This is a genomic window from Acinetobacter sp. LUNF3 (genome assembly GCF_022699605.1).
In the GTDB taxonomy this organism is placed as follows: domain Bacteria; phylum Pseudomonadota; class Gammaproteobacteria; order Pseudomonadales; family Moraxellaceae; genus Acinetobacter; species Acinetobacter johnsonii.
On the sequence record NZ_CP093968.1, the window covers coordinates 3,129,431 to 3,156,281 of the forward strand.

Genomic DNA, 26,851 nt, shown 5'->3' on the forward strand with positions numbered 1-26,851 from the left:
TAAAACACATTTTATAGTGATCTTTCAATGAGATCCTGTGTTTAATCCGTAACATGAACAAAGCTGAACTCAGTAAAGTCGCTCCAGTTAGGCTTTTTAAAGCATATTGTTACACTTCAGGCTGCGCTATTTCATACATAGGAGCATGACTCAGCGCCTTCATTCCAAAACTCAAGCATTTAAAAAACAGAGAGATAGATTTTTATCCGTCTATCAATCACCCAGAATGCGATAATTTCATACGCTTTTCTCTATTAAATACACACAATTTTCAGGCAAAATATGCCAAATTTTCAGCGATTGGAGCACCAGTGTCAGAACAAACCAATACCTTGAGCGAGGTTGCTCAAGGTACGTCAGAGATGCTACATGACGCGACAGCGAAAACCACGCAAAGTGTAATTGCACATACGGCAAAATATAATGACGCCTATTCCACCATCGACAAATTTGTCGATAGTTTTTGGGAGCGTATGCCTTATTTTTGTATTGCGCTGATTACCTTCGTCATTTTTTATTTGCTCTCCAAACTGTTTAAACTTTTTGTTCGTAAAGCACTGTCTGATCGTTCTTATACCAAGCAAAACCTTGTCCTTGTCCTGAACCGTGTCGGCAGTTCGGCCATCGTCTTTATTGGCTTCCTGATTGCCATGGTGATTGCGATTCCGGGTTTCACACCCGGTCAGCTGATGAGTGCTTTAGGGATTGGCTCGGTTGCCATTGGTTTTGCATTTAAAGATATCTTCCAAAACCTACTTTCAGGGATCCTGATTTTACTGGGTGAACCGTTTAAGATTGGCGATGACATTATTGTCTCGGGTATGGAAGGCAACGTTGAAGATATTCAAATTCGTGCCACTTACTTACGTGCGCCAGATGGTCGCCGTATCGTGATCCCGAATGCGACTGTGTATACCAGTGCGGTCACTGTCAACACCGCCTATCCACGTCGTCGCTGCGAGTTCTTGGTCGGTATTGGTTATGAAGATGACATCAAAAAAGCCAAAGATATTATTTTAGGTATTTTAGACCGAGATACGACCATTTTAAGTCAACCAGGTTTTAGCGTGAACGTCGCTGCACTTGCAGATTTTTCAGTAAATCTTAAAGTTCAATGGTGGGTCAACACTACTGAAACCACGGTATCTGGCTCGATCAGCTCAGTACAAGAATATGTGGTTCAGGCCTTTGCTGAGCAAGGGATTTCTATTCCTTACCCAGTCCAAGAAGTTCGCGTCGCAAAAAATGACAGCTACCCGACAGAAACTTCAACCGCTAAATAAGCGTCCTAAAACATAAGGGATCACGGTTTCAGTCCGAATAATACGGTTGCCTAAGCTCACCGCTTGGCAGCCGTTTTTTACAAGTAATTCAACTTCGTAAGGGATAAATCCACCTTCCGGTCCAATCACAACCGTACAGGGATGCTGAATCGCAAAAGGCATTTTGGCATCGCTATAGGGATGTGCCACATAGGCAGGATAGCCGGCTGAAATCAGGCTTGGCAATTGATCTTCAACAAAAGGCTTAAAGCGTTTATAAATTTCAAGTTTCGGTGCAACCGTATCGCCTGCCTGCTCTAGCCCTAAAGTCACATATTGGTCCAACTGTTGTAAGAACGGGGTTTGCCAATAACTTTTATCGACCCGATAGCTGTGCAGCAAAATGATTTTTTCAACCCCTAAAGTCACCGCATCCATAATCAAACGACGCAGAACTTTAGGGCGTGGCATCGCGACAATTAAAGTCACTGGTAGTTTGGCTGGTACAGGTTCTTCATATAAGGGTTTTATGCGTACAGCTGTTTCGGAAACCTCAACCACTTGCGTAAGATGACGCTTTCCGTTTTGTATCCCGACTTTTAAAGTATCACCGGCTTTCAGCTCTAAATGACGATGCAAATGTTCAAGCTGGCGCTTGGCACTAATGGACCAGAGTTCAGATTCAGTTTGGCGCGGATCTAAGAGAACGATATTCATAATAAATAGAAAAAATCCAAACAGTGGAGGCCTAATCAGCACATGTCATCGTGAAAGGCAACAAGGATGTCGCCTGCTGTGCTGAGCTACAGGATGTACCTTCAGCACAGCAAAAGATTTTGTTACTTTTCATCTTTGAAAAGTAAGAACCACCTACGCAAAGCCATCCATAAAATCTACAGTATTTGTAGTAATGACAAACTCACTCAAGTTTTATAAATAAGCATCAATCACTTGAATATGCTTTTTCAAAGAGCCCGTATTTAACTGCATAATCTTTTGTGCCGCTTGATTCAGTGTATTCGCCTGCTCAGTATCCTCTAACAGTGTCATCAACACCGCGGCAGCTTGTTCAGCATCCTCAACAACTTTCACTGCATCGGCCTGTACAAATTCATCGACAATGGTTTGGAAATTAAAATAGTTTTTGCCCAAAACCGTCGGCACATTTAACGCAATCGGCTCTAAAATATTATGCCCGCCACCCGGTTCATTCAGCGAGCCGCCGACATAACACGCCTGACTCAAGGCATACCATAACCACATCTCCCCCATCGAATCGGCTAAATAGAGTTGGGTATCCGCCTGTATGCTTTGTCCCGTACTTCTGCGAGTGGTATTTAAATTTAAACTTTGTGCAACAGCAAAGACCTCATCAAAACGCTCTGGATGACGTGGTACAACAATGCACAACAATTCAGGTTGTGCATCCAAATATGGCTTAAACGCGCTTAACAGTTTTTGTTCTTCGGGTGCATGAGTACTGGCAATGGTGATGATCTTACGCCCAGCGAGTGACCATTCTTGCTTGAGCTGAGCTGCCTGTTTGACAGCCGATTCTGGCGCATGAATATCAAACTTAATACTTCCCACCACCTGTGTTACTGATGGCGCTGCACCGAGCTGAATAAAGCGTTCTGCAGTTGCCTGATCTTGTGCCAAGAGCTGATCTAGTCCGTGTAACATCGGCTGCGTCAGGCTAGACACTTTGGCATAGCCTTTGGCTGATTTTTCAGAGAGGCGCGCATTAATCAAGATACATGGCACCTGACTCTGCCCCGCTTGGGCAATTAAATTCGGCCAGAGTTCCGTTTCAACCAAAGCCAAAAGTTTGGGCTGATACAATGCAAAAAACTGACGAACTAAAGGCTTTTGATCTGCAGGTAAATATACAGCTTGGAACAGGTCTAAATAAGGTGCTTTTAAAAATAGGGATTTGGCCCGCGCCTGACCCGTTTTGGTGGTGTTGGTCACCAAGACTGGATGACCCGCTTTTAAATAATACTCGATTAACGGCTGCGCTGCATTGGTTTCACCCACCGACACCACATGGAACCAAATCGCTTGGTGATTTTTAACCGGTTGAAACGGTCCGAAACGTTCGAGACATTCTTGTTGAAATTGTTCTGTACTCTCTGCACGTTTTTTTATTTTAGACTTATACAGCGGTTTGATCAGCGCAAGTGCTGCGTTATACCAAAAAGGAGTAGCCAAATACGTGCTCCAAAAATCAATGCAAAAATAAAACAGCGCAACTCATATTATCCCATGAATTGCGCTGTTATCTTGTCGCGAATTTAACGGAAAAGCAATTTAAACCGCAGCAGTTTCCATTTCAGCTAAAGTCGGATAGTCCACATAGCCGGCCGCGACATCCGTTCCAATCATATTTTCTAGTTTCAGTTCATTCAGTGGTGCATCTTGCAGTAAACGCTCATACAAGTCTGGATTGGCAATATACGCCTTACCAAAAGACACCGCATCAGCCTTGCCTGATGCCAACAGCTGAATCGCATCTTCACGACTCAGTTGCATATTGGCAATATAAGGCACTCCACCAGAACGCTCTTTCATATATTCAGAAATACTGTCTTCAGCCAGATATTCACGGGTAAAGAAGAACGCAATCTGACGCTGACCCAGCTGCTCCATGGCATAACCAAAGGTTTCACGTGGATCATCATCGCCCATGTCATGCTCATCACCACGTGGAGCTAAATGCACCCCAACACGACCTGCACCCCAGACTTCAATCAGCACATCCACCACTTCAAGCAATAAACGCGCACGGTTTTCTACACTGCCACCGTATTGGTCTTCACGTAGATTGGTTGAGCTTTGTAAAAACTGGTCAATCAAATAACCATTGGCCGCATGCAACTCTACTCCGTCAAATCCTGCCTCTTTGGCACGGATCGCGGCTTGTTTATATTGCTCAGTAATGGCGTGGATTTCTGCAATTTCTAAAGCACGTGGCAATACATAAGGACGTTTTGGACGTAGTAAGCTGACATGACCCGCCTGTTGTACTGCACTTGCAGAGACTGGTGTTTCACCATTTAACAGATCCGGATGCGATACACGACCGACATGCCATAACTGCGCCACAATTAAGCCCGCTTGGTCATGTACAGCTTGAGTGACCTGTTTCCAGCCTTCAACTTGAGCTTCATTAAATAGCCCTGGTGTATTCAAATAGCCATTGGCTTCTTCAGAAATCACGGTCGCTTCAGAAATGATCAAACCTGCACTTGCACGTTGTGCATAATACTCCGCCATCATGGCTGTTGGCACACGGTCTGCCGTTGCACGACTTCGTGTTAAAGGAGCCATAATGACACGGTTTTTTAAGTGTAGATCACCTAAAGTTAAAGGAGTATTCAGTTCAGCCATAGTCGCCTCGATCGCCACTTTTTTCAATTAAAGTGAACGTTGCAAATGTTCGATATATTGCTGAATCAACGCTTCATTGCGAGAAAAATAAGACCATTGTCCATATTTTTCGACTTGAATTAAACCAGCCTGCTGTAACACAGACAAATGGTTCGACATCGTCGATTGCGATACATTTCCCAACCGTTCGATATGACCTGCACATACGCCCCGTCTAAAGTCACCACATTCGTCACTCGATAAAAATTGTTCCGGTTTTTTTAACCATTCCAAAATTTGGCGACGCGTTGGATTAGCCAAGGCTTTAAAAATTAAATCTATATCCATACTCAAGACACGTTTAATGGGCAGCAAAGCGTTGTCAGCTTGTTTTACTTAATATATCGCATTTTTTCGATTTTAATATCGATTTTTTTAGATATATTGTAAAATAACTGATAACCCTTTGCTTTCATTCATCATTTAAATTACAAACCTTGTTTTAAGCTTGCTTCAATAAACTTATCAAGGTCACCATCTAGTACTGCACCGGTGTTGGAGTTTTCAACACCCGTACGTAAGTCTTTAATACGCGAGTCATCCAATACATAAGAACGAATCTGACTGCCCCAACCAATATCCGACTTCGAGTCTTCAAGTGCTTGCGCTGCTTCGTTACGTTTGCTCATTTCCAACTCATACAACTTCGCACGTAACTGTTTCCACGCATGGTCACGGTTGGCATGTTGTGAACGTTGGTTCTGACATGCCACCACAATGCCTGTTGGCGCGTGGGTTAAACGTACCGCAGAGTCTGTTTTGTTAATGTGCTGACCACCTGCACCAGAAGCACGATAGGTATCGGTACGCACGTCAGATGGGTTGATATCAATTTCAATGTTGTCATCGACTTCTGGCGAGACAAACACAGCAGAGAATGAGGTATGACGGCGGTTACCCGAGTCAAATGGCGATTTACGCACTAAGCGATGCACACCCGATTCGGTACGCAACCAGCCATAGGCATACTCACCTTCCACACGAATCGTTGCTGACTTAATCCCAGCCACATCGCCGTCTGACTCTTCCATCAATTCAGCTTTAAAACCATGACGTTCAATCCAGCGCATATACATACGCAGTAGCATTGAAGCCCAGTCTTGTGCTTCTGTCCCACCTGAACCGGCTTGAATTTCCACATAACATGGATTTGGGTCCATTGGGTTACTGAACATACGGCGGAATTCAAGCTTCGCTAACTCTTCTTCTGCAGAAGTCAATTCAGCTTGGACATCAGCCAACAGACTTTCATCATCTGCTTCGACTGCCAAATCAAGCATCGCTTGCGCATCTTCAAGCTGCGTTGCCAAACCATCTAACACATTTAAGACGTTTTCAAGTTCGCCTTTTTCTTTGGCCATGGCTTGTGCACGGCTTTGATCATTCCAAATCGCTGGATCTTCTAATTCACGGAGAACCTCTTCTAAACGCTCTTTTTTCAGATCGTAGTCAAAGATACCCCCGTAATGTGAGACCACGGTCGTTTAAGTCTTTTAATTGGTTTAGATACGGATTAATTTCCACGTGAATTACTCTCAATCAATAAAGCGAAAAATAGCCGCTGATTATATCACAGTCGACGGCTGGGATTATTCATCTCAAATTCGACAAAATCACACCCTTCTTCCTAGAGCTTAAAATTTTTTAGCCTCCCAAAAAGTATTCACTTGATCCAAAATCAAGCTGCATACAAATGCGAACCATCCAAAAAAAATACGTCTGAGAAGCTTTCTCAACAGACGAACGGACTAAACATTTTGAGTTAAAATTGGTTAAAATGGCGTCAAAAATTATGAAATCCACATAATCTACACAATTTTAATAAAACAAAACATTATAAATTTATAATTTATTATCAATCATTTAAATTTAAAAAATTACACGATGTAACCTTAGATACAGAGCATTAACTTTCCTTTGGTTGACGCTTTTTTATTTTGCCCTAGACTGAACTTGTAACAAAAAATTAATGAAATACAGTTCCACTTACGAGGGGTACATACCATGAAAAAATTAGCAATTGCTTCAGCATTACTTTCCGCTCTAGCGATCACAGGTACTGCACATGCATACCAAGCAGAGGTGGGTGCTTCAGCTGGCCTAATTGATCCAGACAACGGTAGTTCAAGCGGCTCTTTTGGCGTAGATGGCACTTATTACTTTAACCCTGTACAAACCCGTAATGCACCTTTGGCAGAAGCAGCGTTCCTTGATCGTGCTAGCAACGTAAATGCCAAATACCAATATGACGAAGTTGGCGACAATGAAGCGCATACTTATGGCGTAGGTGCAGAGTACTTTGTACCGAACTCAGACTTTTATTTAAGTGGTAATGTGAGCGGTCATGACTTGAAAGATAATGATGACCTAAACAATGATTTAACCACCTATGGTGCAGAAGTGGGTTATTTACCAGCGCCAGGCTTGTTAATTGCCGCAGGTCTTAAAGGTTGGGATAATGACCGTGATGATGGTGTAGACCCGACTTTACGTGCCAAATATGTAACTACACTTTCGAATGGTAAAGACATCAACCTTGAAGCAGGTGCTGCTTTTGGTGATCTCGATGAATACAATCTTGCTGCAGATTACTTCATCGATAAAACCTTAAGCCTAGGTGTAGACTACTACAGTAAAGACCGTGACTATGGTGATACTAACGAATTTGGTATCAATGCACGTAAATTCTTTACCCCGCAAGTCAGTTTGGAAGGTCGTGTAGGCTTTGGTGAAGTTGGTAATGCTGACTACAACCGCTTTGGTGTCGCTGCGAAATATCGCTTCTAAGCTTAAGTCTAATTCCTTACTCAAATAGCACCCTTCTTCGGAAGGGTGCTTTTTTATACCCTAAAATAAAGCAGTTAGGTAGAAATAGTGCATTGACTGTATGTTTGTTTTCCGTACAATCAGCAATAACTGTAACAAAACAGTTATATTTCTACAACAGAGGGAATCTCAATAATGTTTAAAAAACTCGCGCTTGCAACTGCTCTTCTTGCTGGTTTAAGTACTGCTCATGCGTATCAATTTGAAATCAATGGGGGCTATGAAAATACTGACTTTGAAAATAATCTAGATGGATTTGAACTTGACTCTGATGGGGATTTATTTTTTGTTAACGGTAAATACTACTTAAATACCGTAAATACTAAAAATGCTCCTCTAGCTGAAGCTGCCTTTTTAAATAAAGCTAGTAATATTGGTTTAGGATACGTTAATGCTCAAAATGAATTGAGCGAAGCTTGATCCTAGACAAAATAATGGACAGCACGTCCCTCTAAAGATAACGTAACTTTAATCTTTGGAGATTCAAGAAATGGCTAAACGTTTTAGTCCCGAATTTAAACAGCAAGCGATTGATTATGCACTTTCAAACTCACACGAGTCTGTAGCTGCAATCGCCCAGAAATTAGGTGTGGGTTATTCAACATTAGATAAATGGATTCGTGAAACCAATCCGGCAGGTTCAAGCAAACGTCAACTTTCACCAGAACAACAGCGGATCGTGGAATTAGAGAAAGAAGTCAAACAGCTCAAGGAAGCCAATGACATCTTAAAAAAAGCGCATGTGTACTTTCTAACAGATCATGCCAAGAAAAGTACACGGTAATTCAAGATCTAGATATGAATGAAGTCACCGTATCTTCTGCCTGTAAATACCTAGGTGTCAGCACTTCAGGCTATTATGCCTGGCGAAAACGTCAAGCCAATACGGCACAGAAATATAATGACTTAAAAGCCGTATATTGGCAGCATCATGCACGATTGGGTGCACCTTCATTAGTACATGACATGCATGATTTAGGTTACAACATGAGCGAACGTACTATTGGAAGGATGCTAAAAAAGCTTGGTTTACGTAGCAGGATTGCACGTAAATACAAGCATACGACTGATTCAACCCATCGTTTGCCTACAGCACCCAACTTGTTGGATCGCCAATTTACAGTTACTCAGCCTAATAAAGTCTGGACAACAGACATTACCTATATCCGCACTAAAGAAGGTTGGTTGTATTTATGTGTGATGCTAGATTTATTTAGCCGTCGTATCGTGGGGTGGCAAACCAGCCATCGAATAGACCGCCAGTTGGTGTGTGATACGTTTAACTATGCAATGGCTCGTCAGGGTTATCCAACTGGTGTTATGGTTCATTCGGACCAAGGCTCACAGTACTGTAGTCGTGATTTTAGAGCGCTGTTACTGAAAAATGATTGTACTCAGAGTATGTCTAGACGTGGAAACTGTTGGGATAATGCAGTGACTGAAAGCTTCTTTCATACATTAAAAGGTCATGTGGTACATGGCAGTGTGTTTTCGACTCGAAAAGAAGCGAATGCTGTCTTGTTTGACTATATTGAAATTTATTACAATCGGGTCAGAAGACATTCTGCAAACGGCTGGTTAAGTCCAGAAGCCTTTGAACAGAAATATATTAAAAGTTTAGAGGGGCTGGTTGTCCACGATACTGTCTAGGATCAGCTGGTATTAATGCAGAAGAAGAGTTTGAGATTATTGGTGTTAATGGTGAATTCTTTATTCCTAACTCTCAATTTTATATTTCTGGTAGTTTAAACCAAGTGGATTATACAGCTAGCGCACGTGCTCCTGGGTTTACTTATGATGAATCTGATGACACTACTGGCTATTCTTTAGAAGCTGGTTACTTACCAGTTAATGGGTTATTGTTGGCTCTAGGAGTTGCTAAAGAAAGTGTAGATCCTATGCTTGCTTCTAAAATTGGATTTGCTAGCACCCTTGGTTACGGTGTAGCTGTAGGTGAAGACACCGCTGTTTCTTTGCGAGCTAAATATGTGACTCAAATTGGTAATCATTTTACTAATTTCGAGGGAGTAACATATTTCGGTGATGAAACTGCTTATCGTTTAGCTGCTGATCTTTATATTGATCCTACACTTAGCGTTGGTGTTTCTTTTGCTGACTCTACTGCTGATGAATCAGATACTATTTTTAGTGTTCGTACTCAAAAATTCTTTACCCCAGCATTTGCTGTAGGTGTTAATTACACAACAACTGATGGTGCGGACTCTTACGGCATCAATGGTACATTCCGCTTCTAATCCCTTGCATTAAAAGTAAAAAAACCGCTCTATAGAGCGGTTTTTTTAGTGTTGTTCTAAATGCAAAATGCGAAGTTGTACGCTTACATTGCCACGAAATTCATTTTTATCCAGCTCATAGACCAAACGAATTTGATGGTTCATCTCATTGAACTGGTATTTGTCTGCTGCATTAAAAGCGATGGCATCCACGACCTGTCCATTGTCTAAAGCTATACGTAATTTTAAATGCACTTCTTTCAGCCAGCGGAAATCTAAAATTTGAAAGTTTCCTTCAAAAATAGGCGCTGGAAACTTTTGCCCCCATGGACTAATCTGCTGCAGTAGATCAACCGTTTCAACCTGAATATTTTCTGCTGCTAACTCACCATCGGTCCATAAAGTCGCCGTAAATAAACCTTCATCCTGAGCTGCCATCAGTGCTTCAAAGGCCTGCTTAAACTCTTCAAAATGAGCTTTTTGAATGGTTAAACCCGCTGCCGCAGCATGCCCACCAAAGTGGCTGACCAAATGTGGATATTGCTCAGCAACGCACTCAATGGCATCGCGGATATGCACTCCTTCAATCGAACGGGCAGAACCTTTGATATGTACCCCATCTTCATCTGCAGCAAACACAATACTCGGACGATGAAACTGTTCTTTTAAGCGTCCCGCAACAATGCCAATCACACCTTGATGCCAATGCGGCTCGAACATAATTAAAGCCGCAGGTAAGACCGTATCATCCAGTTGAATTTGATCCAAGGCTATTAAAGCCTCTTGTTTCATCGTCGCTTCAACCTGACGACGTTCCACATTCAACTGATTCAGTTGTTCTGCCAATGGATAGGCAGAGGCAAAGTCCTGTGCCAATAGACATTCAATCCCGATATCCATGGTTTCCATGCGACCTGCCGCATTAATACGTGGTCCCAGTACAAACCCCAAATCTTGCGCTTTTAAAGTTGCAGCCTCTCGACCTGCAATCTCCAGTAGAGCACTGATACCAGGGCGGCATAAATGCTGTTGAATGCGCTTCAGGCCAACATCGACCAAGATGCGATTGTTATAGTCAAGACTGGCAACATCGGCATAAGTGCCTAAGGCCACCAAATCCAAATACTGACTCATGAGTGCCGAAGACTTATTTAGTTTTTTACGATAGCTCGATAAGTTGGCTAAAACATAAAAGGCAACCCCCACACCAGCCAAAGCTTTACTTGGAAAATCACAGCCCAACTGGTTTGGATTGACTACCGCTTCAGCATTCGGTGTGGGTTTAGTGGTCAAGTGATGATCGGTAATAATCACTTGCATACCATGATCTTGCGCTTGTTTCACACCGTCATGGCTGGAAATACCATTATCAACCGTAATCAATAAATCAGGTGTAAAGGTGGTAAATGCCAAATCTGCAATCGCTGGGGTTAAGCCATAACCATATTTAAAGCGGTCTGGAACCAGATACTCTACCTGTGCCCCCATCTCACGCAAAGCCAAGACCATCAAGGCCGTACTGGTTGCACCATCTGCATCATAATCGCCGACAATGACGATTTTATGATGCTGATCCATTGCAGTATCTATCAACTGAATCGCTTCGTTTAAGCCTTTCATATTAGGTGCTAGTAGATGCTTAAGCTTTAATTCCAGTTCTTGTGCTGACGCTACACCACGACGGGCTAAAATTTCTGCAATAAACGCAGGAACGTCCTGAAATAATTCAGGACGGGTCAGTAAGGGTCGTTGTTGAATTTGAATAGCAGTCATTTATAAAATGAATAACCTTTAACTGACAAAAAATTGACTCACATGAAGCGAATGAGGTGCGGAAACTAAATTAATATCAAATTTTAGTGGGGTTCATAACCATTAGAAAATTTCTTATTTTAATATCCAATTAATAAAATTCCCTTTAATGGCAAATGTAGCCGATTAGAAATATAAAGGGTTTCTAAGAAAGTATAGATGATTTCAAAATCCTTATGACCTCTATAAATATTTCTCACAGCAATAACAAGATATTCTACTTCAAACATCATACAAGCTTGAAAGATATCTTTTAAAAATTGGTTATTTTCTGTCGCCCTTCCAGCTTCTATTTCAATGACTATCTTTCCATCACTACTTACAGCATCGGCATTAAAACATTTGTCAATTTTATTATCATATCCGAATAGAACGGGTACACTAGGGTCTGTTGAGAATTACCGAGAGTTAATTAAACTCGCGCACAATTGAATCATGGCTTCAAAACTCGTATCTGTTTTACAACTACGCATCGCTATACGTTTAAATTCTTTTAACTTACAGAAATAGTTTTCAATGAGATGACGCCATTTATACATAATCGTATCAAAGGCTCTCATTACTTTTCGATTAGATTTGGGTGGGATCACCACTTTCACTTTACGTTCATTGAGTTCTTGGATGAGCCAATCTGCATCAAATGCTTTATCCGCTAGTAATGCTTGAAAATCAACATCTTCAATTAAAGGTTTGGTTTCTACTAAATCGTGATATTGACCAGGCATTAATCGAAACTTAATGAGGTTGCCTAGACTATCCACTAAGGCAAGAATTTTACAAGTCATTCCACCTCGAGATTTACCTATAGACTGTTTGAAGGTCCCCCTTTTGCACCTTGGCCATGTCGATGAACTTTAACAATCGTTCCATCAATCATGGCGTATTCCAAATCAACATCTTCATTTACAGATGCAAAAATAGTTTCAAATACACCAGCTTTCACCCAATCACGGTATCTTTTAAAGACGGTATTCCATTTACCAAAATGAGCAGGTAGATCACGCCATGGACTGCCTGTACGGGCAATCCATAGGACTGCTTCTAAAAATAATCGATTATCTTTTCCACTACGACCTCGATCGGTCACTTTACCTAGGCAAAAAGGTTCCATTTTTGCCCATTGGGCATCAGTAAGTATGTATCTATCCATAGTACTATTATAAATTAATCAGTAGCCTTTGTTAATTCTCAACAAGCCCTAATTTTCTTTTCTTTTGACTTCCCAGTTTCACATATGAAATTTATTTTTTCTAAGTGTGGGCGGACAATATCTAAAACTTCATTGCTCGAATAATTAAAATCTGGCGATTTTATATTATCAACCTCTACCTCAAAACAAGAAATGATATCTTGTATTGGTTTAACTATTCCTTGAGATCTTGGAAAAAATTGAAATCTAATCATAGTGTTTGCATCAAAACCAAATTTGATAATTCTGAGTCTGATAAGACCATCTCACGTTCTTCGACAAAGTAATAAATTTTCTCATCAATATTCGAAGCTTCAATAGAACGATACCTACCACCATTTATCATTAAAACTTTATTTAAAGCTGTAGTGGAAATAAGCACATTACCTACTTTAGGCAAGGTAATTTCTCTTATTGGATAATTAATATTTTGAAAACAAATTTCTTCCATTTTAAAAACCAACTAAATAATAGATTTTACAAAATTTTTTCTATTTTTAGAAAAATAGCCATTCTTTCACGCGCCAATACTTATAGTTGAAAACTAACTTAATAATCTAACTATTATAGCTAAATTACAATCCAAAACAGAACCACCCACGACGTTTCGTGTCGTGGAAAAAATCTTTACTGAATTTGAATATTGATCATTTAAGGCATCAAGCGTTGAATCGTCCAACGTCCATCCTGTTTTTCATAACGCAAACGATCATGCAATCGGTTGGGTCGACCCTGCCAAAACTCATAATAATCCGCTTCTAGGCGATACCCCCCCCAAAACTCAGGTTTAGCCAATTGCGCTTGCTCGGCAGAACGTTTTTGCAAGTCCTGAAAGCGTTGTTGCAACAATTCACGACTTTCAATAATGCCACTTTGTGGTGTACTGATATGTGCTGCAATTTGACTATCTCGTGGACGCTTATGATAGTAGTCAGTCGATTCTGCTTCAGAAATTTTGACTACTTTACCGCCAATGCGAATCTGACGTTCCTGCTCTTGCCAATAGAACAGTAACTCTGCATATGGGTTTTCTGCCAAATCATTGCCTTTTTGGCTGTCATAATTGGTATAAAAATCATACCCTACTTCGGTTGCACCGCGTAGCAATACTGTTCGCACATGTGGGCGACCCTGCGCACTTGCTGTCGCCAATGACATAGCATAAGGTTCGTGTAGTTGTGCTTCTAGGGCATGATTAAACCAAAGCAAGAACTGAGCATGTGGATTGGCTTCCACTTGATCTTCACGCAGCTCGCCTTTTTGGTAACTTAAACGAAGTTCGCTGAGATCTTTAATTAAATCACTCATTTCTTCACTCCCTATTAAGCTGCATTCGCACGTACAGCATCAGCCAATGTATGGGCTAAACTGCTGACTTCATCGAGGTCATCCCCTTCCACCATGACACGAATCACAGGCTCAGTACCTGATTTACGAATCAACAAACGACCACGACCTTTAAGTTGTTGCTCGGCTTTATCAAATTCAGCCACCAAAGCAGGCACCGTATAAGGGTCAAACATCGCCTCTAAACGTACATTCACCAACACATTCGGTAAAAGCTTAAAGTCAGCAACCAATTCATGCAGCGCTTTCTTCTGCTCGACCATCACGGTAAGCACTTGTAGGGCCGCAATAATGGCATCACCCGTGGTACTTTTATCCAAGGTTAAGATGTGTCCTGATGGCTCACCGCCAATGACCCAACCTCTTTCTTCGAGACCTTGTAGGACATAACGATCACCCACTTTGGCACGTAATAACGCCACACCCGATTTTTCCAAAGCCAGTTCCAAAGCCATGTTTGACATTAAGGTACCGACTATTCCAGCAGGCTTTTTAGCGCTCTGTGTCGCCAAGATATATAAAATATGGTCGCCATCAATCAGCTTGCCATCTTTATCCACCAAAATAACGCGGTCTGCATCCCCATCAAAAGCGATGCCCAAATCTGCACCATTTTCAACCACAGCTTGTTGCAAACTTTCAGGGTGTGTTGAACCACATTGCTCATTGATATTTACACCGTTAGGCTCATTATGAATGGCAATGACCTTGGCGCCGAGCTCACGAAAGACCGATGGACCCACGTTATATGCAGCACCATTTGCACAATCCACCACAATGGTTAAATCATTCAAGTCTAAATGGTATGGAAATGTGGATTTACAAAACTCGATGTAACGCCCATTGGCATCTTTTACGCGGACACTTTTACCCAAGTTTGCCGTGTCTTCAATCACTAATTCTTTTTCAAGTTCTTGATTAATTTCTTCTTGAATAGCATCTGGTAGTTTCTTACCTTCACTGGAAAAGAACTTTATCCCATTATCAAAATAAGGATTATGTGATGCTGAAATCACAATACCCAAACTTGCATGTAAAGCACGGGTCAAATGTGCAATCGCTGGGGTTGGCAATGGGCCTAGTAAATGTACATACACCCCTGCTGCGTTTAAACCCGCTTGTAATGCTGACTCTAAAATATAACCCGATAAACGTGTGTCTTTACCGAGTACCACCAATGGTTTTGATTTTTTACTGTGGCGTTTTAAAACTTTCCCTGCGGCAAAGCCTAACTTAAGGGCAAATTCAGGGGTAATAGGGAGGACGCCAAACTTACCGCGAATACCATCGGTACCAAAATAACTCATATTTTACTCACTTCTTAATGGTGATCTAAATCATCACTTTTTACTGACATCACTTTACACCAAAACGAAAAAGCCGTCATAAAAATGACGGCTTTTACTTTGAACAATTGGTATAGCTGAATTAGCCCACGCGATAGTTCGGCGCTTCTTTGGTAATCGTTACGTCATGAACATGTGACTCAGACATACCTGCCGAAGTAATTTTCACAAACTTCGCATTTTGACGAAGATCTTCAATCACAGATGAACCCGTATAACCCATAGAAGAACGTAAACCGCCCATCATTTGGTGCACAATGTTACCCATTGGCCCTTTGTATGGCACACGACCTTCGATCCCTTCAGGAACAAGTTTCTCAGCACCTGCTTTAGAGTCTTGGAAATAACGATCCGCAGAACCTGTTGCTCCTGCCATCGCGCCCAATGACCCCATACCACGATACGCTTTATAGTAACGACCTTGGAAGAATTCCACTTCACCTGGCGCTTCTTCAGTCCCGGCAAGGAGTGAACCGACCATAATCGTACTCGCACCCGCGCCAATCGCTTTCGCCATATCGCCAGAGAAACGAATACCACCATCGGCGATCAATGGAATTTGATCTTTCAGTGCATTAGCCACACTGTCAATCGCAGAAATCTGCGGCATACCAATACCCGCCACAATACGCGTGGTACAAATTGAACCTGGGCCGATACCGACTTTGACCGCATCTGCACCTGCATCAAGGAGTGCCAATGCGGCATCACCAGTTGCAATGTTACCGCCAATCACTTGGACCTGTGGGTAATTCGCTTTCACCCAACGTACACGCTCGATCACACCCGCAGAGTGACCATGCGCCGTATCCACGACAATTGCATCAACACCCGCTTCAACCAAAGCTTCTACACGGCTTGGTGTTTCCACACCTGTACCGACGGCAGCACCCACGCGTAAGCGACCAAGATCATCTTTACAGCTACTTGGATAGCTTTCCGCTTTACGGAAGTCAGTGACTGTAATTAAACCTTTGAGTTCGTTGTGTTCACCAACGACCAAAACTTTTTCAATGCGATGCTTTTGTAGCAATGCTTGAATATTTTCTTTCGATTCACCTTCACGAACAGTCACAAGGCGGTCTTGGCCGGTCATGATGTTGCTTACAGGTTGCTCAAGATTGGTTTCAAAGCGTGTATCACGACCTGTGACAATACCGACCACTTTGCCATCTTTCACAACAGGTACACCGCTGATGTTGTTGGCTTGAGTAATCGAGATCAATTCGCGCACTGTAGTTTCAGGTGTCACAGTAATTGGATCTTTCACCATCCCTGCTTCAAATTTTTTCACACGACGGACTTCTGCAGCTTGTGCAGCAATATCCATGTTCTTGTGCAAAATACCAATACCACCGTTTTGCGCCATCGCAATCGCCATACGTGATTCAGTCACCGTATCCATTGCTGCTGAAACAAGGGGGATATTTAAATTAATGCCGCGCGTGAATCGTGTCTTTAATGAGACATCTTTTGGGAGAACAGTAGAATAGGCAGGGAGTAATAGGACATCATCAAAAGTTAACGCGTCTTGAACGATGGTCAACATGGCAGTCTCACTGGTAATTTCCGTGCGCTATTATAAACAAATATGAACTTAAATTTCATTTCAATTGAAAATTTATTTTTTTATCTTAGAAAATAAAGTGATAAAACCTATATTTTATTTGAACTCTTCATTTTCACCTTTATTTTTTTATTTCTTGTTTTGAGATGGATTTTATTTACTTTAAAAAAACTCAAAAAAGCAGAGCCTTAACTCTGCTTCTAACGATTAACAGACTTGATCAAAACCTTCATCGTTGACGGCAATGCTCGCTTCCAATTGCACAAATGGAATCATATTGTGCGCACGTCGCGCTTTGTTGCATTGATCATCAGCGATTTGAACTTCTTTACATGAAGAGCTACGCTGTTCATACATCCCACAACTAACTTGCTCACCAATGGTACCTTGCAGTGCAATACAGCGTGGGCTGGCTTGATTGGTTCCAGCCATGCATGAATACACAGCCGTCACTGGCTCTGTGTAATGTTCAGGCATGGATATGCCTTCAGCCCAGTAAAATGAGACTCTAAAAAAGGCACAACATGCCCCGCAGCTTAAACAGGCATCTTCCGTTGGAACTTGAGACAACATCCTTTATATTCTCATTTTCAAAAACTTTTTTTGGAAGAAAATATTAAAAAAATTGTGGTTGCCAAACAAGCAAAATTTACGACTATTTTGTCACTCAAGTTGGGCAGGTAAAAACACTCTCATCCATCAAGTCTGTACCGCACTCCAAAGTCTCAATCCAGTCTAAAAATTGATGAATCTGCTCTTGCCCAATAAACGGTGTCCCATGCTGCGGTACAATCATTTCAACATCCATCGTGCGGACCATATTGACCCATAAACGAATCACTTTGTTATTGCACATATAGCGCTGGTGAAACCCTTTCATTTTAGGAATATGCGCAGCAAAGTTTTCCAAAGGTTTTGAGGCATCATCCACCATCGATGCTCCCATATCGCCTGAAAATAGAATCTTGGCAATTGGGTCATAAAACTGAAAATTGCCTACCGAATGTAGAAAATGGGCAGGCACAGCAATAATGGAGGATTGTCCCAAAGTGATGACTTGACCGTGATCAGGTAATTCCACCAATCGGTCCAACCAGTTGCCTTTCATCCGCTCACTCATAAAGGCAGAGTTCAAGTGAGGTAAAAAGCGTGCCCAAAGTTTAGAAGCCACCACTTTCGCTTCGGTATAGACCAACCAACGCGGCATTGAGGTAATAATGTCAGGGTCTTGATGTGAGGCCATCACAAAATCAAGATTGGTCAAACGGGTATATTTATTCAACTCCATGGTCAACGGTACATAAGTTAAATCACCACCGGGATCTAAGACCGCTGCACGCTCATGATCAATAATTAAAAACTGATTTGCCTGTACACCCTCGCCTTTGACCAAGCTGGTAAAGCTAATACACTTATGTGTGCCATCATCATATAAAACCTGTGACGTTGTACGGTCAAATGCCATGCCCATCCCCTCAAAATGCTGTTTTTCTTAAAAGACTTTTTAATACCTACAACATATATGGATTTACACAAACTTACAATGCATTTGCGACCAATATCATTTGATATATCAATAAATTGAAAATCATTTTTCAATAAAAAATCCCGATTTTTTAAGTCGGGATTCCTATTTTTTACGGTAAATTAGAAGAAATAATGCTGTACAAGTGTTGCAACACCAATGACCAAGAAAATGGCCGCACCAATTTTATGAATTAAGGCAATTGGCAACTTGGTCGCCAACTTATCACCAATAAAGACCGCTGGCGCATTAGCCAACATCATCCCTAAAGTCGTACCCAACATCACCCAAACTATACTGTCAAAACGTGCCGCTAAAGCCACTGTCGCAATTTGGGTTTTATCACCAATTTCGGCCAAAAAGAACAACACAAACGTTGCGCCAAATACCCCTAGTTTCTGCCATTTCTTAATGCTGCCTGACTCATCATCCAACTGATCAGGAATCAACATCCAACCCGCCATAGCAATGAAACCAATCGAGAGAATCCAGATCAGCGCATCAGGACTTAAAACTGTGGTGATCCATTGACCTAAAACGGCAGAGACGCCATGGTTAATAATGGTTGCCAGCAAAATAGCCAATAGAATTGGGACGGGTTTACGGAAACGTGCAGCAAGTAACAATGCAAGCAGTTGGGTCTTATCGCCCATTTCAGCTAAAGCCACGATGGCTGTGGAGAGGAGGAATTCATACATGATGTCTTTCTCTGGCTAGCATAACAAATACCAATGACTCACCTCTCCTGCTAGCCAAAATCTGCAGAGTGGTAAATCAAAGGTCTTGCCAACAAAAGAAAGCTCTTTAGAAGCTCATTTGGTTCTTTGCTATGATGACCATGCTCGTTTTAGAGCAAATATGTTGATCATCACCTGTTCTTAGGAACAGCGGCTACTCCCCAATGAAGTAACACAATGTTAGGCGAAAATACGTTTTTTGGCAATCTCTAAATACAAAAGACCCTGCCGAAGCAGAGTCTTTATTGAAGTATTTTTGCAGTGCTTCCAGCCGCTATTTTTCTCTTTTGAGAAGAGAAACCTACAGGCCAAAAAACCAGATCATCAGATCAGCAAAGTACGGATGTCTTTCAGCAACTTGGTCAGCTTATTGGTAAAGCGCGCAGCATCGGCCCCATTGATCACACGGTGATCATAAGACAGTGACAACGGTAACATCAGTTTCGGATCAAAACCTTGACCATTCCATACTGGTTGCATCGTCGCTGGAGAAATCCCCAAAATCGCGACTTGTGGCCAGTTCACCAATGGTGTAAATGCCGTACCACCAATTGCACCTAAGCTTGAAATCGTGAAGTTTGCACCTTGTAGATCTTTCGGCGAAAGCTTCTTATCACGTGCTTTCTGACCCAATACACCGAGCTCCACCGCAATGTCTTTAATCGATTTCTGGTCTGGATTACGGAGTACAGGAACGGTTAAACCATCTGGTGTTGCTACAGCAATGCCCATATGGATTTCGTTCCGCAAGAGCACAGACTTGCCATCATCAGCCAAGTGACTGGCAAAATCACGCTCTTCTTTCAGCAAATGCGCAACAGCTTTAATAATGAAAGCCATAATGGTCAAACTAATACCATCTTTCTTAAAGTTACCTTTAAGGTCATTACGCCAAGCTTCAAGCTCAGTAATATCCGCCAAATCAAACTGAGTTACTTGCGGAATATAGTTGTTTAAAGACAACTGCGGAATAGAGACTTGTTGCAGACGTGTCAGCACTTTCTCTTCTACACCACCAAACGCTGTGAAATCCGGAAGCTTTGGCAAGCCAGAAACTTGAGCAGCAGCCTGAGCGGCTGGAGCAGCCTGAGGCGCAGTTAAACGCGCTTTGACAAATGCTTTCAGGTCTTCCTTCATGACACGCGCATGCGGGCCAGATGCGCTTACTTCAGACAATACGACGCCTAATTCACGCGCCAGCTTGCGTACAGCTGGGCCTGCATAGACTTTCGCATTGGCGTCATTCTGCGCTTTCGTCAGCTTGTCTGCACCCTGTTCTGACACAGGAGCCGCAACTGACTGTGCTGCTGGCGCAGGCTGCGCTTTAACTTCAGCTTTAGGCGCTGGAGCAGAAGCCGCCGCAGGTGCTAATGAAGATTCACCTTCAATGGTCACCAAAGCCACACCTTCCGATACATTTTGTCCCAATGCAACATGAATGGCTTTAATCACACCTGCTGTTGTACTTGGTACTTCAACCGTTGCTTTGTCTGATTCAACCACGATGATACTTTGGTCTTTTTCAACCGTATCACCTACTGACACCAAAATTTCAGCAACAGCCGCTTTGTCTACACCCAAGTCAGGCACTGCAATTTCAACCGCACCTGCAGGCGCAGCAGCAACTTGTGGCGCCGCTTCAGCAGGCTGAGTTTCAGTGGCTTGAGGTGCTGCAACTTGCGTAGGCTCAGCAGTCACTGGTGCAACTGAAGCTGCTGTTTTTACAGTCAGAATCACTACGCCTTCTTTAACACTGTCACCAACTTGAACGCTAATTGATTGCACTGTGCCTGAAATCGTACTCGGTACTTCCACAGTCGCTTTGTCTGACTCAACCACAAGGATGCTTTGATCGACGTCAATTTGATCGCCAACCGACACCAAAATTTCACCAACGGTTGCTTTTTCCACACCAATGTCTGGTACTTGCACATCAATCACTTGTGATGCTGTAGTCGCAGCGGGTGCAACCGTTTCAGCAACAGCAGCGGGTGCAGTCTTTTCTTCAGCTTGTACAACGTCAACCTGAGCTTGTACTGCTGGCGCTTCAGTTTGTCCCTCGGCTTCCAGCTCAATCAGCGCTGCACCTTCAGCAACCGAGTCACCTAAGTTTACTAAAATGCTTTTAACAACGCCTGCTGAAGTGCTAGGCACTTCAACAGATGCTTTGTCTGATTCTAATAGAACGACACTGTCATCAACCGCAATGGTGTCGCCAACTTTGACCAAAATTTCAGCAACAACGGCTTTATCTACACCAATATCAGGAGTTGTAATTTGCATACTTATTTCTCCTCTTTGTAGTCAGCTACAGCGTGTACAGATGGCGTTGCTTGTGGCGCCCATGCCACTGGACGATCCGTATCTAATTCAAATGTAGAGATGGCATCTTTCACTAAGCGTGCATCCACTTCACCTTCATCAGCCAATTTTTTCAGTGTAGCAACAACAATGTGCGCTGCATCTACACCAAAGTAGCTACGTAATTTAGCACGTGAATCTGAACGACCATAACCATCTGTACCCAATGCTACGAATGGACGGTTGTCTGGAAGATATGCACGAATTTGTTCGCTATAAGCACGCATATGATCTGTTGCAGAAACTACGATCCCTTCTGTGCCGCGCAGTTGCTCAGTCACCCAAGCTTCTTTCACATTCTCGCTCATTGGATGCAAGCGGTTATATTCTTCACATGCCATACCATCACGTGCAAGTTCATTGAAACTTGTTACGCTAAATACATTTGAATGGATTTGGTATTCATCACGTAAGATTTGAGCAGCTTTAATGACTTCACGCAGAATTACACCTGAACCCATCAACTGAACAGTGGCTTTTTCATCTTTTTGAAGTAAGTACATACCACGTTTAATGCCTTCTTCAGCACCTTGTGGCATTTCAGGATGCTCGTAGTTTTCGTTCATTACCGTTAAGTAATAGAAAATACGCTCTTGGTTCACATACATGCGTTGTAAACCATCATGCACAATAACTGCTAATTCATAACCAAAACATGGGTCATACGACACACAGTTCGGAATTGTATTTGCAAGAATATGTGAGTGACCATCTTGGTGTTGTAAGCCTTCGCCATTTAGCGTGGTACGGCCTGCTGTTGCACCCAATAAGAAACCTTGTGCTTGTGCATCACCTGCAGCCCATGCAATGTCGCCAATACGTTGGAAACCAAACATAGAGTAGTACATGTACATTGGAATCATTGGTAAGTTATTGGTTGAATAACTGGTTGCCAACGCTGCCCAAGCGCTCATTGCACCTGCTTCGTTAATGCCTTCTTGAAGCATATGACCATCTTTTGCTTCACGGTAATGCATCAACTGTTCTTGGTCTTCAGGCGTGTAATGCTGACCATTGGCTGCATAAATACCCAATTGACGGAACATACCTTCTAAACCAAAAGTACGTGCTTCATCTGGAACAATAGGAACAACACGGTCTTTAATGGCTTTTTCTTTTAACAATGCAGCGATTAAACGAACCATCACCATGGTGGTTGATTGTTCTTTGCCTTGTGAGCCTTTTAAGACTGCATCAAAGACAGAAAGTTCTGGAATAGCCAACTGTTCACTTTCTTTACGACGTGCAGGTAAGTAACCACCTAGTGCTTCACGACGTGCCTTCATATATTTCAATTCAGGTGAGTTTTCGCTTGGACGATAGAAAGGCACTTCTTCTAATTGCTCATCGTTAAATGGCAAATTGAAGCGATCACGTACATATTTTAAAGATTCGATTTGCATCTTTTTGATTTGATGCGTTTTGTTTACTGCTTCAATTTCATCAGACAAGCCATAACCTTTAACAGTTTTCGCTAAGATTACAGTTGGTTGACCTTTGGCTGTACATGCTTCTGCATAGGCTGCAAAAACTTTGTACGGGTCATGACCACCACGATTTAGATTATCAATATCTTCATCGCTTAAGTCTTTAATCAACTCAGCCGCTTCTGGGTATTTACCAAAGAACTTTTCGCGTGCATATGCACCGCCCTTCACTTGTAAGCGTTGGTATTCGCCATCCAGTGTTTCTTCCATAACCGACTTTAAAGCACCAGTTTTGTCTTTAGCCAGTAGTGGGTCCCAATGACGGCCCCAAACCACTTTAATGACACGCCAGCCCGCACCACGGAATAAAGATTCTAATTCTTGAATAATTTTACCGTTACCACGTACTGGACCGTCTAGACGCTGTAAGTTACAGTTTACAACCCAAATGAGATTGTCTAATTTTTCACGACCCGCAAGTGAAATTGCACCTGTGCTTTCTGGCTCATCCATCTCGCCATCACCAAGGTATGCCCAAACTTTGCGATTTTCTTCTTTAATCAAACCACGATTCATCAAATATTTTTGAATATGTGCTTGGTAAATCGACATGATTGGGCCAAGACCCATCGATACGGTTGGGAACTGCCAATAATCAGGCATTAAGTATGGATGCGGATAAGAAGGTAAGCCAACACCGTCCACTTCGCGACGGAAATTGTTTAGATGCTCTTCAGTCAAACGACCTTCAAGAAATGAACGCGCATAGATTCCTGGCGCACAGTGACCTTGATAATAGATCATGTCACCGCCAAAGCTATCACTATTCGCACGGAAGAAATGGTTAAAACCCACATCATATAATGTTGCTGAAGATGCAAAACTTGCCAAGTGACCACCTAAGTCATCACCCGTTTTATTGGCACGGAGTACCATCGCTAAGGCGTTCCAACGAATCAACGCACGGATACGACGCTCCATGTCTTGATCGCCTGGCATTGCAGGTTCTTCAGCCACTGAAATTGTATTTAAATAAGGCGTGTTTAAACGCTGAATAGGGACATGTTTAGCGATTGCTTGTTGATACAGTTTTTCTAGTAGAAAAGCTGCACGCTCAGTCCCCATGTGTTGTAAAACGGAGTCAAACGCATCTTGCCATTCTTGCGTTTCTTGCGCGTCAGTATCACCATAAAACGCCATAATTCACCTATTTCGATATCCTAATCTTATACGCTAATATGTATCATACTTTCGTCCTATAAGAGTATCGCTACAGCTGAATATGGCTGAGCCCTACTATTTAGCAACTAAATAGTCATTGACTATTCGTTACCCAAAATAACAAAAAACCGCCAATTTAGGCGGTTTTTTATACATTTAATGCTGTTTTTTGATGCTAACTTAGATTCCGTCAGAGCTGTATTCCTTTTTCAAGCATCAGACCAATGGTAAGTTCGGATCATCCGATCAAATCGGATTAAGGCAACATTGCTAGATAAGTCGATGGGTTTTTGCGTTGACCATCTTTAACTACTTCATAGTGTAAATGTGGGCCAGTACAACGACCTGTACAACCAACATTAGCAATATGTTCACCCGCGTCTACACGGTCGCCAACACGAGCAATTAAACGTGATGCATGGGCATAGCGCGTGATGTAACCATTGCCATGGTTAATTTCAACGTATTGACCATAGCCCGTACCCCAACCTGACTTGGTCACAATCCCTGGACCTGTCGCATAAATCGGTGTACCGCTTGGCGCAGCAAGATCTAGACCTGAGTGACGCTCAGCACGACCATTCATGGTACGGCCGCCATAACTTGAGCTAACACGTGCGCTTGGAAGTGGGTGTATCACTAACCACGAATATGGATTATTTGAAAAACTTTTTGCAGAGGATTCCGAACCGTATTTTTTCGCCAGTGAAGCGTTGTTGAGTTCAACCGTCTTTTCACGGAGCTGAACGGTCATTTTCGTTTCGGCAGGAACATCAATATCATTTGATTCAGTATAAGCGCCTTCTGATAAAGTGCGTGTCAATTGCTCAATTCGATCCGAAGATGCATTATTTGTATTGAGTTCTACCAAATCAGCGAAGGCTACTGAAGCAGCCGATGCCGCAAAAGAAAAAGCCAACAAAATACGTCGCATATGCATAAAAAACCTCTTAAAACTGTTCTTACGAATGTTTCTTGCGTGATCTCGTCCTTGATATCTACCGAAAGAAGCGCATAAGATTAAGACATTAACATGAAGGAAATATGTATGTCCGAACCAGTGAATCTCTTTCAACAAACCAGAAAACACATAAAAACAGGAAACTTAACGTTTCTCTCAAAGCAAGTAACTGCATGGCAGAAACTTACAAAACTGATTCAACCTATCCTACCGCAACCAGAGCAGTGGCAGGTTGTTTGTTATCAATATGGTATTTTGACGATTACCGGCGAAAATCAAGCGATGATTAGTCAACTTGGTTACCTTCAAAAACAATATATTGCACAACTGTCGGAACTTGATGAGTTTAAAGACCTACAAAAACTCCAAGTTCGTTTGAGAATCCCCTCTCAAACACCCGCAAAGATACAATCTATTTCAAGATCGTTAAGCACAGAAACTCAAGACTTAATTCGAGGTGCTGCTGACTTTGTGAGCGACCCTAAGCTTAGCCAAGCAATGCGCCGTTTGGCAAGCAAAAAAAAGTAACCTCGTCTCGACTAGCTTCAGAATTGCATTTTTAAAATGATAAATTCATCACATTTATACTTGTTACAATATAACATCACATAATAAAGACAATGACTTAAGTCACACTCACATAAGGAATTGGACACTGATCTTCGTCATCAAATGTTACAATTTCATAGCTGCTTGGATCACTTTGGACATTGCGCAATAATTGATTATTCAAAGCATGCCCAGACTTATATCCATCAAATTTGGCAATAATTTGGTGGCCGAGCAAGTAAAGATCCCCCACCGCATCTAATATTTTGTGACGAACAAACTCATCTGAGAAGCGTAAACCTTCTTCATTTACCACCCCGGTTTCATCAACGCCAATGGCATTGTCTAAACTTGCCCCCAAAGCGAGATTATTGGCTTTAAGATAATCCAAATCTTTCATGAAACCAAAAGTACGGGCTTCGCTGACTTCATAAACAAAGGTTTCGGTTGAAAAATCGATAGTAGCAGACTGATATTCTTTCTTAAAAGCGGGATGATCGAAGTCAATGGTGAAGTTGAGTTGGAAACCCTCATGCGGGCGGAAAATGGCGCGTTTGTCGTCGATGAGAGCTTCAACAGGTTTGAGTATTTTAATAAATTTTTTAGGGGCATCCAGTTCTTTGAGGCCACCTTGCATCAGTAAGTAAATAAACGGACCCGCACTGCCATCCATAATCGGCACTTCAGAGGCAGACACTTCAATGATCAAATTATCAATACCCAGACCTGCAATTGCACTCATAACATGTTCAATCGTACCGACTTTGGCATCTTCTTGAACTAGGTTTGAACACATGAAGGCTTCTTGGATCAACATCGCATTTGCACGAATGTCGACGGGTGGATTGAGATCGATACGACGAAAAACAATTCCTCCGTCCGCATGATGTGGCACAAAGTTAATTAAGACTTTTTGACCACTATGCAAACCAATGCCGCTTGCTTTAACGACACGTTGTAGAGTTCTTTGTTTCAACATGTTTCATATCATCTCACCACTAAACCGCTATACGTTAGCATATTTAGCCATTGATAAAAAACAAAAAGGTAGTCAGAGA

Annotated in this window: 22 protein-coding genes, 2 pseudogenes and 1 riboswitch; of the genes and pseudogenes, 6 read left to right on the forward strand and 18 right to left on the reverse strand. The window is 42.2% G+C overall.

All coding sequences use genetic code 11. The features are described from left to right. The first annotated feature begins 311 nt into the window (after positions 1-311). On the forward strand, positions 312-1,283 hold the full coding sequence (locus MN200_RS15305) for a mechanosensitive ion channel family protein (protein WP_058870491.1): 972 nt from the start codon (positions 312-314) through the stop codon (positions 1,281-1,283). Here MN200_RS15305 and MN200_RS15310 read toward each other — a convergent pair. The 5 genes from MN200_RS15310 to prfB form a co-directional block, all read right to left on the reverse strand. Continuing rightward, positions 1,269-1,979 (reverse strand): 16S rRNA (uracil(1498)-N(3))-methyltransferase, encoded by a 711-nt coding sequence (locus MN200_RS15310; RefSeq protein WP_058870492.1) that lies wholly within the window; start codon positions 1,977-1,979, stop codon positions 1,269-1,271. The two genes, MN200_RS15305 and MN200_RS15310, sit on opposite strands and share 15 nt — an antisense overlap. Positions 1,980-2,192: 213 nt before the next feature. Beyond that, positions 2,193-3,473 carry a 3-deoxy-D-manno-octulosonic acid transferase gene (locus tag MN200_RS15315; RefSeq protein WP_242759807.1) on the reverse strand — a complete coding sequence of 427 codons (1,281 nt, stop codon included), beginning with the start codon at positions 3,471-3,473 and terminating at the stop codon, positions 2,193-2,195. 99 nt (positions 3,474-3,572) lie between these two features. Then, a complete protein-coding gene (locus MN200_RS15320; RefSeq protein WP_242759809.1) occupies positions 3,573-4,652 on the reverse strand; it encodes an alkene reductase in 1,080 nt (359 codons plus the stop codon). Between the two features lie 27 nt (positions 4,653-4,679). Continuing rightward, positions 4,680-4,979, reverse strand: coding sequence for a metalloregulator ArsR/SmtB family transcription factor (locus tag MN200_RS15325; protein WP_004691709.1), 300 nt, complete (start codon positions 4,977-4,979; stop codon positions 4,680-4,682). A 140-nt stretch (positions 4,980-5,119) separates the two neighbouring features. After that, a protein-coding gene (gene prfB / locus MN200_RS15330) for a peptide chain release factor 2 (protein WP_100222790.1) occupies positions 5,120-6,215 on the reverse strand; the annotation gives its coding sequence in 2 pieces (ribosomal slippage) (positions 5,120-6,142 and positions 6,144-6,215; 1,095 coding nt in all). Positions 6,216-6,695: 480 nt separating this feature from the next. Between prfB and MN200_RS15335 the strand changes: the two genes are divergently transcribed. The 4 genes and pseudogenes from MN200_RS15335 to MN200_RS15350 all read left to right on the forward strand — a co-directional run. Further along, a complete protein-coding gene (locus MN200_RS15335; protein ID WP_242759810.1) occupies positions 6,696-7,478 on the forward strand; it encodes a putative porin in 783 nt (260 codons plus the stop codon). A 174-nt stretch (positions 7,479-7,652) separates the two neighbouring features. Then, positions 7,653-7,913, forward strand: a pseudogene (locus MN200_RS15340) (putative porin); the annotation flags it as partial. A gap of 94 nt (positions 7,914-8,007) precedes the next feature. Next, a protein-coding gene (locus tag MN200_RS15345) for an IS3 family transposase (RefSeq protein WP_087514482.1) occupies positions 8,008-9,167 on the forward strand; the annotation gives its coding sequence in 2 pieces (ribosomal slippage) (positions 8,008-8,242 and positions 8,242-9,167; 1,161 coding nt in all). Between the two features lie 5 nt (positions 9,168-9,172). Continuing rightward, positions 9,173-9,772: pseudogene (locus tag MN200_RS15350) on the forward strand (putative porin); the annotation flags it as partial. A 45-nt stretch (positions 9,773-9,817) separates the two neighbouring features. Here the strand turns inward: MN200_RS15350 and recJ are convergent. The 12 genes from recJ to MN200_RS15410 all read right to left on the reverse strand — a co-directional run bounded on the left by recJ (position 9,818) and on the right by MN200_RS15410 (position 25,223). Beyond that, positions 9,818-11,524: a single-stranded-DNA-specific exonuclease RecJ gene (recJ, locus tag MN200_RS15355; protein WP_242759811.1), complete on the reverse strand. Its 1,707-nt coding sequence runs from the start codon at positions 11,522-11,524 to the stop codon at positions 9,818-9,820. A gap of 437 nt (positions 11,525-11,961) precedes the next feature. After that, positions 11,962-12,713, reverse strand: a protein-coding gene (locus MN200_RS15360; protein ID WP_149931241.1) for an IS5 family transposase whose coding sequence is annotated in 2 segments (ribosomal slippage) — positions 11,962-12,377 and positions 12,377-12,713 — 753 coding nt in all. Because the reading frame shifts where the segments join, the coding sequence is not laid out codon by codon here. Positions 12,714-12,963: 250 nt separating this feature from the next. Then, entirely contained in the window at positions 12,964-13,203 is a 240-nt protein-coding gene (locus tag MN200_RS15365; protein WP_058870499.1) for a hypothetical protein, read from the reverse strand. Between the two features lie 200 nt (positions 13,204-13,403). Next, positions 13,404-14,060, reverse strand: coding sequence for a pyridoxamine 5'-phosphate oxidase (pdxH, locus tag MN200_RS15370; RefSeq protein WP_242759812.1), 657 nt, complete (start codon positions 14,058-14,060; stop codon positions 13,404-13,406). A 14-nt stretch (positions 14,061-14,074) separates the two neighbouring features. Beyond that, positions 14,075-15,406, reverse strand: a complete 1,332-nt coding sequence (gene glmM, locus MN200_RS15375) for a phosphoglucosamine mutase (protein WP_242759813.1) — start codon at positions 15,404-15,406, stop codon at positions 14,075-14,077. Between the two features lie 121 nt (positions 15,407-15,527). Next, positions 15,528-16,994, reverse strand: a complete 1,467-nt coding sequence (gene guaB / locus MN200_RS15380; RefSeq protein ID WP_004691717.1) for an IMP dehydrogenase — start codon at positions 16,992-16,994, stop codon at positions 15,528-15,530. A gap of 225 nt (positions 16,995-17,219) precedes the next feature. Then, the gene (locus tag MN200_RS15385) at positions 17,220-17,585 is read right to left on the reverse strand and encodes a YkgJ family cysteine cluster protein (protein ID WP_078388319.1); all 366 of its coding nucleotides are present in this window, start codon (positions 17,583-17,585) and stop codon (positions 17,220-17,222) included. Positions 17,586-17,679: 94 nt separating this feature from the next. Then, positions 17,680-18,477 carry an MBL fold metallo-hydrolase gene (locus MN200_RS15390; RefSeq protein WP_004691719.1) on the reverse strand — a complete coding sequence of 266 codons (798 nt, stop codon included), beginning with the start codon at positions 18,475-18,477 and terminating at the stop codon, positions 17,680-17,682. Between the two features lie 182 nt (positions 18,478-18,659). Then, the gene (locus MN200_RS15395; protein ID WP_004691720.1) at positions 18,660-19,235 is read right to left on the reverse strand and encodes a TMEM165/GDT1 family protein; all 576 of its coding nucleotides are present in this window, start codon (positions 19,233-19,235) and stop codon (positions 18,660-18,662) included. 75 nt (positions 19,236-19,310) lie between these two features. Further along, positions 19,311-19,449: riboswitch (yybP-ykoY riboswitch) on the reverse strand. 149 nt (positions 19,450-19,598) lie between these two features. After that, complete coding sequence (locus tag MN200_RS15400) at positions 19,599-21,557, reverse strand: 2-oxo acid dehydrogenase subunit E2 (RefSeq protein WP_058870503.1); 1,959 nt, start codon at positions 21,555-21,557, stop codon at positions 19,599-19,601. A gap of 2 nt (positions 21,558-21,559) precedes the next feature. Next, positions 21,560-24,262, reverse strand: a complete 2,703-nt coding sequence (aceE, locus tag MN200_RS15405; RefSeq protein WP_058870504.1) for a pyruvate dehydrogenase (acetyl-transferring), homodimeric type — start codon at positions 24,260-24,262, stop codon at positions 21,560-21,562. 277 nt (positions 24,263-24,539) lie between these two features. Further along, on the reverse strand, positions 24,540-25,223 hold the full coding sequence (locus MN200_RS15410; RefSeq protein WP_058870505.1) for a M23 family metallopeptidase: 684 nt from the start codon (positions 25,221-25,223) through the stop codon (positions 24,540-24,542). A gap of 108 nt (positions 25,224-25,331) precedes the next feature. On the opposite strand from MN200_RS15410, the gene MN200_RS15415 reads away from it, so the two are divergent. Continuing rightward, on the forward strand, positions 25,332-25,772 hold the full coding sequence (locus tag MN200_RS15415; protein WP_058870506.1) for a hypothetical protein: 441 nt from the start codon (positions 25,332-25,334) through the stop codon (positions 25,770-25,772). A 97-nt stretch (positions 25,773-25,869) separates the two neighbouring features. Here the strand turns inward: MN200_RS15415 and lpxC are convergent, their stop codons facing one another. Further along, a complete protein-coding gene (gene lpxC, locus MN200_RS15420) occupies positions 25,870-26,772 on the reverse strand; it encodes a UDP-3-O-acyl-N-acetylglucosamine deacetylase (RefSeq protein ID WP_004691725.1) in 903 nt (300 codons plus the stop codon). Positions 26,773-26,851 lie beyond the last annotated feature (79 nt).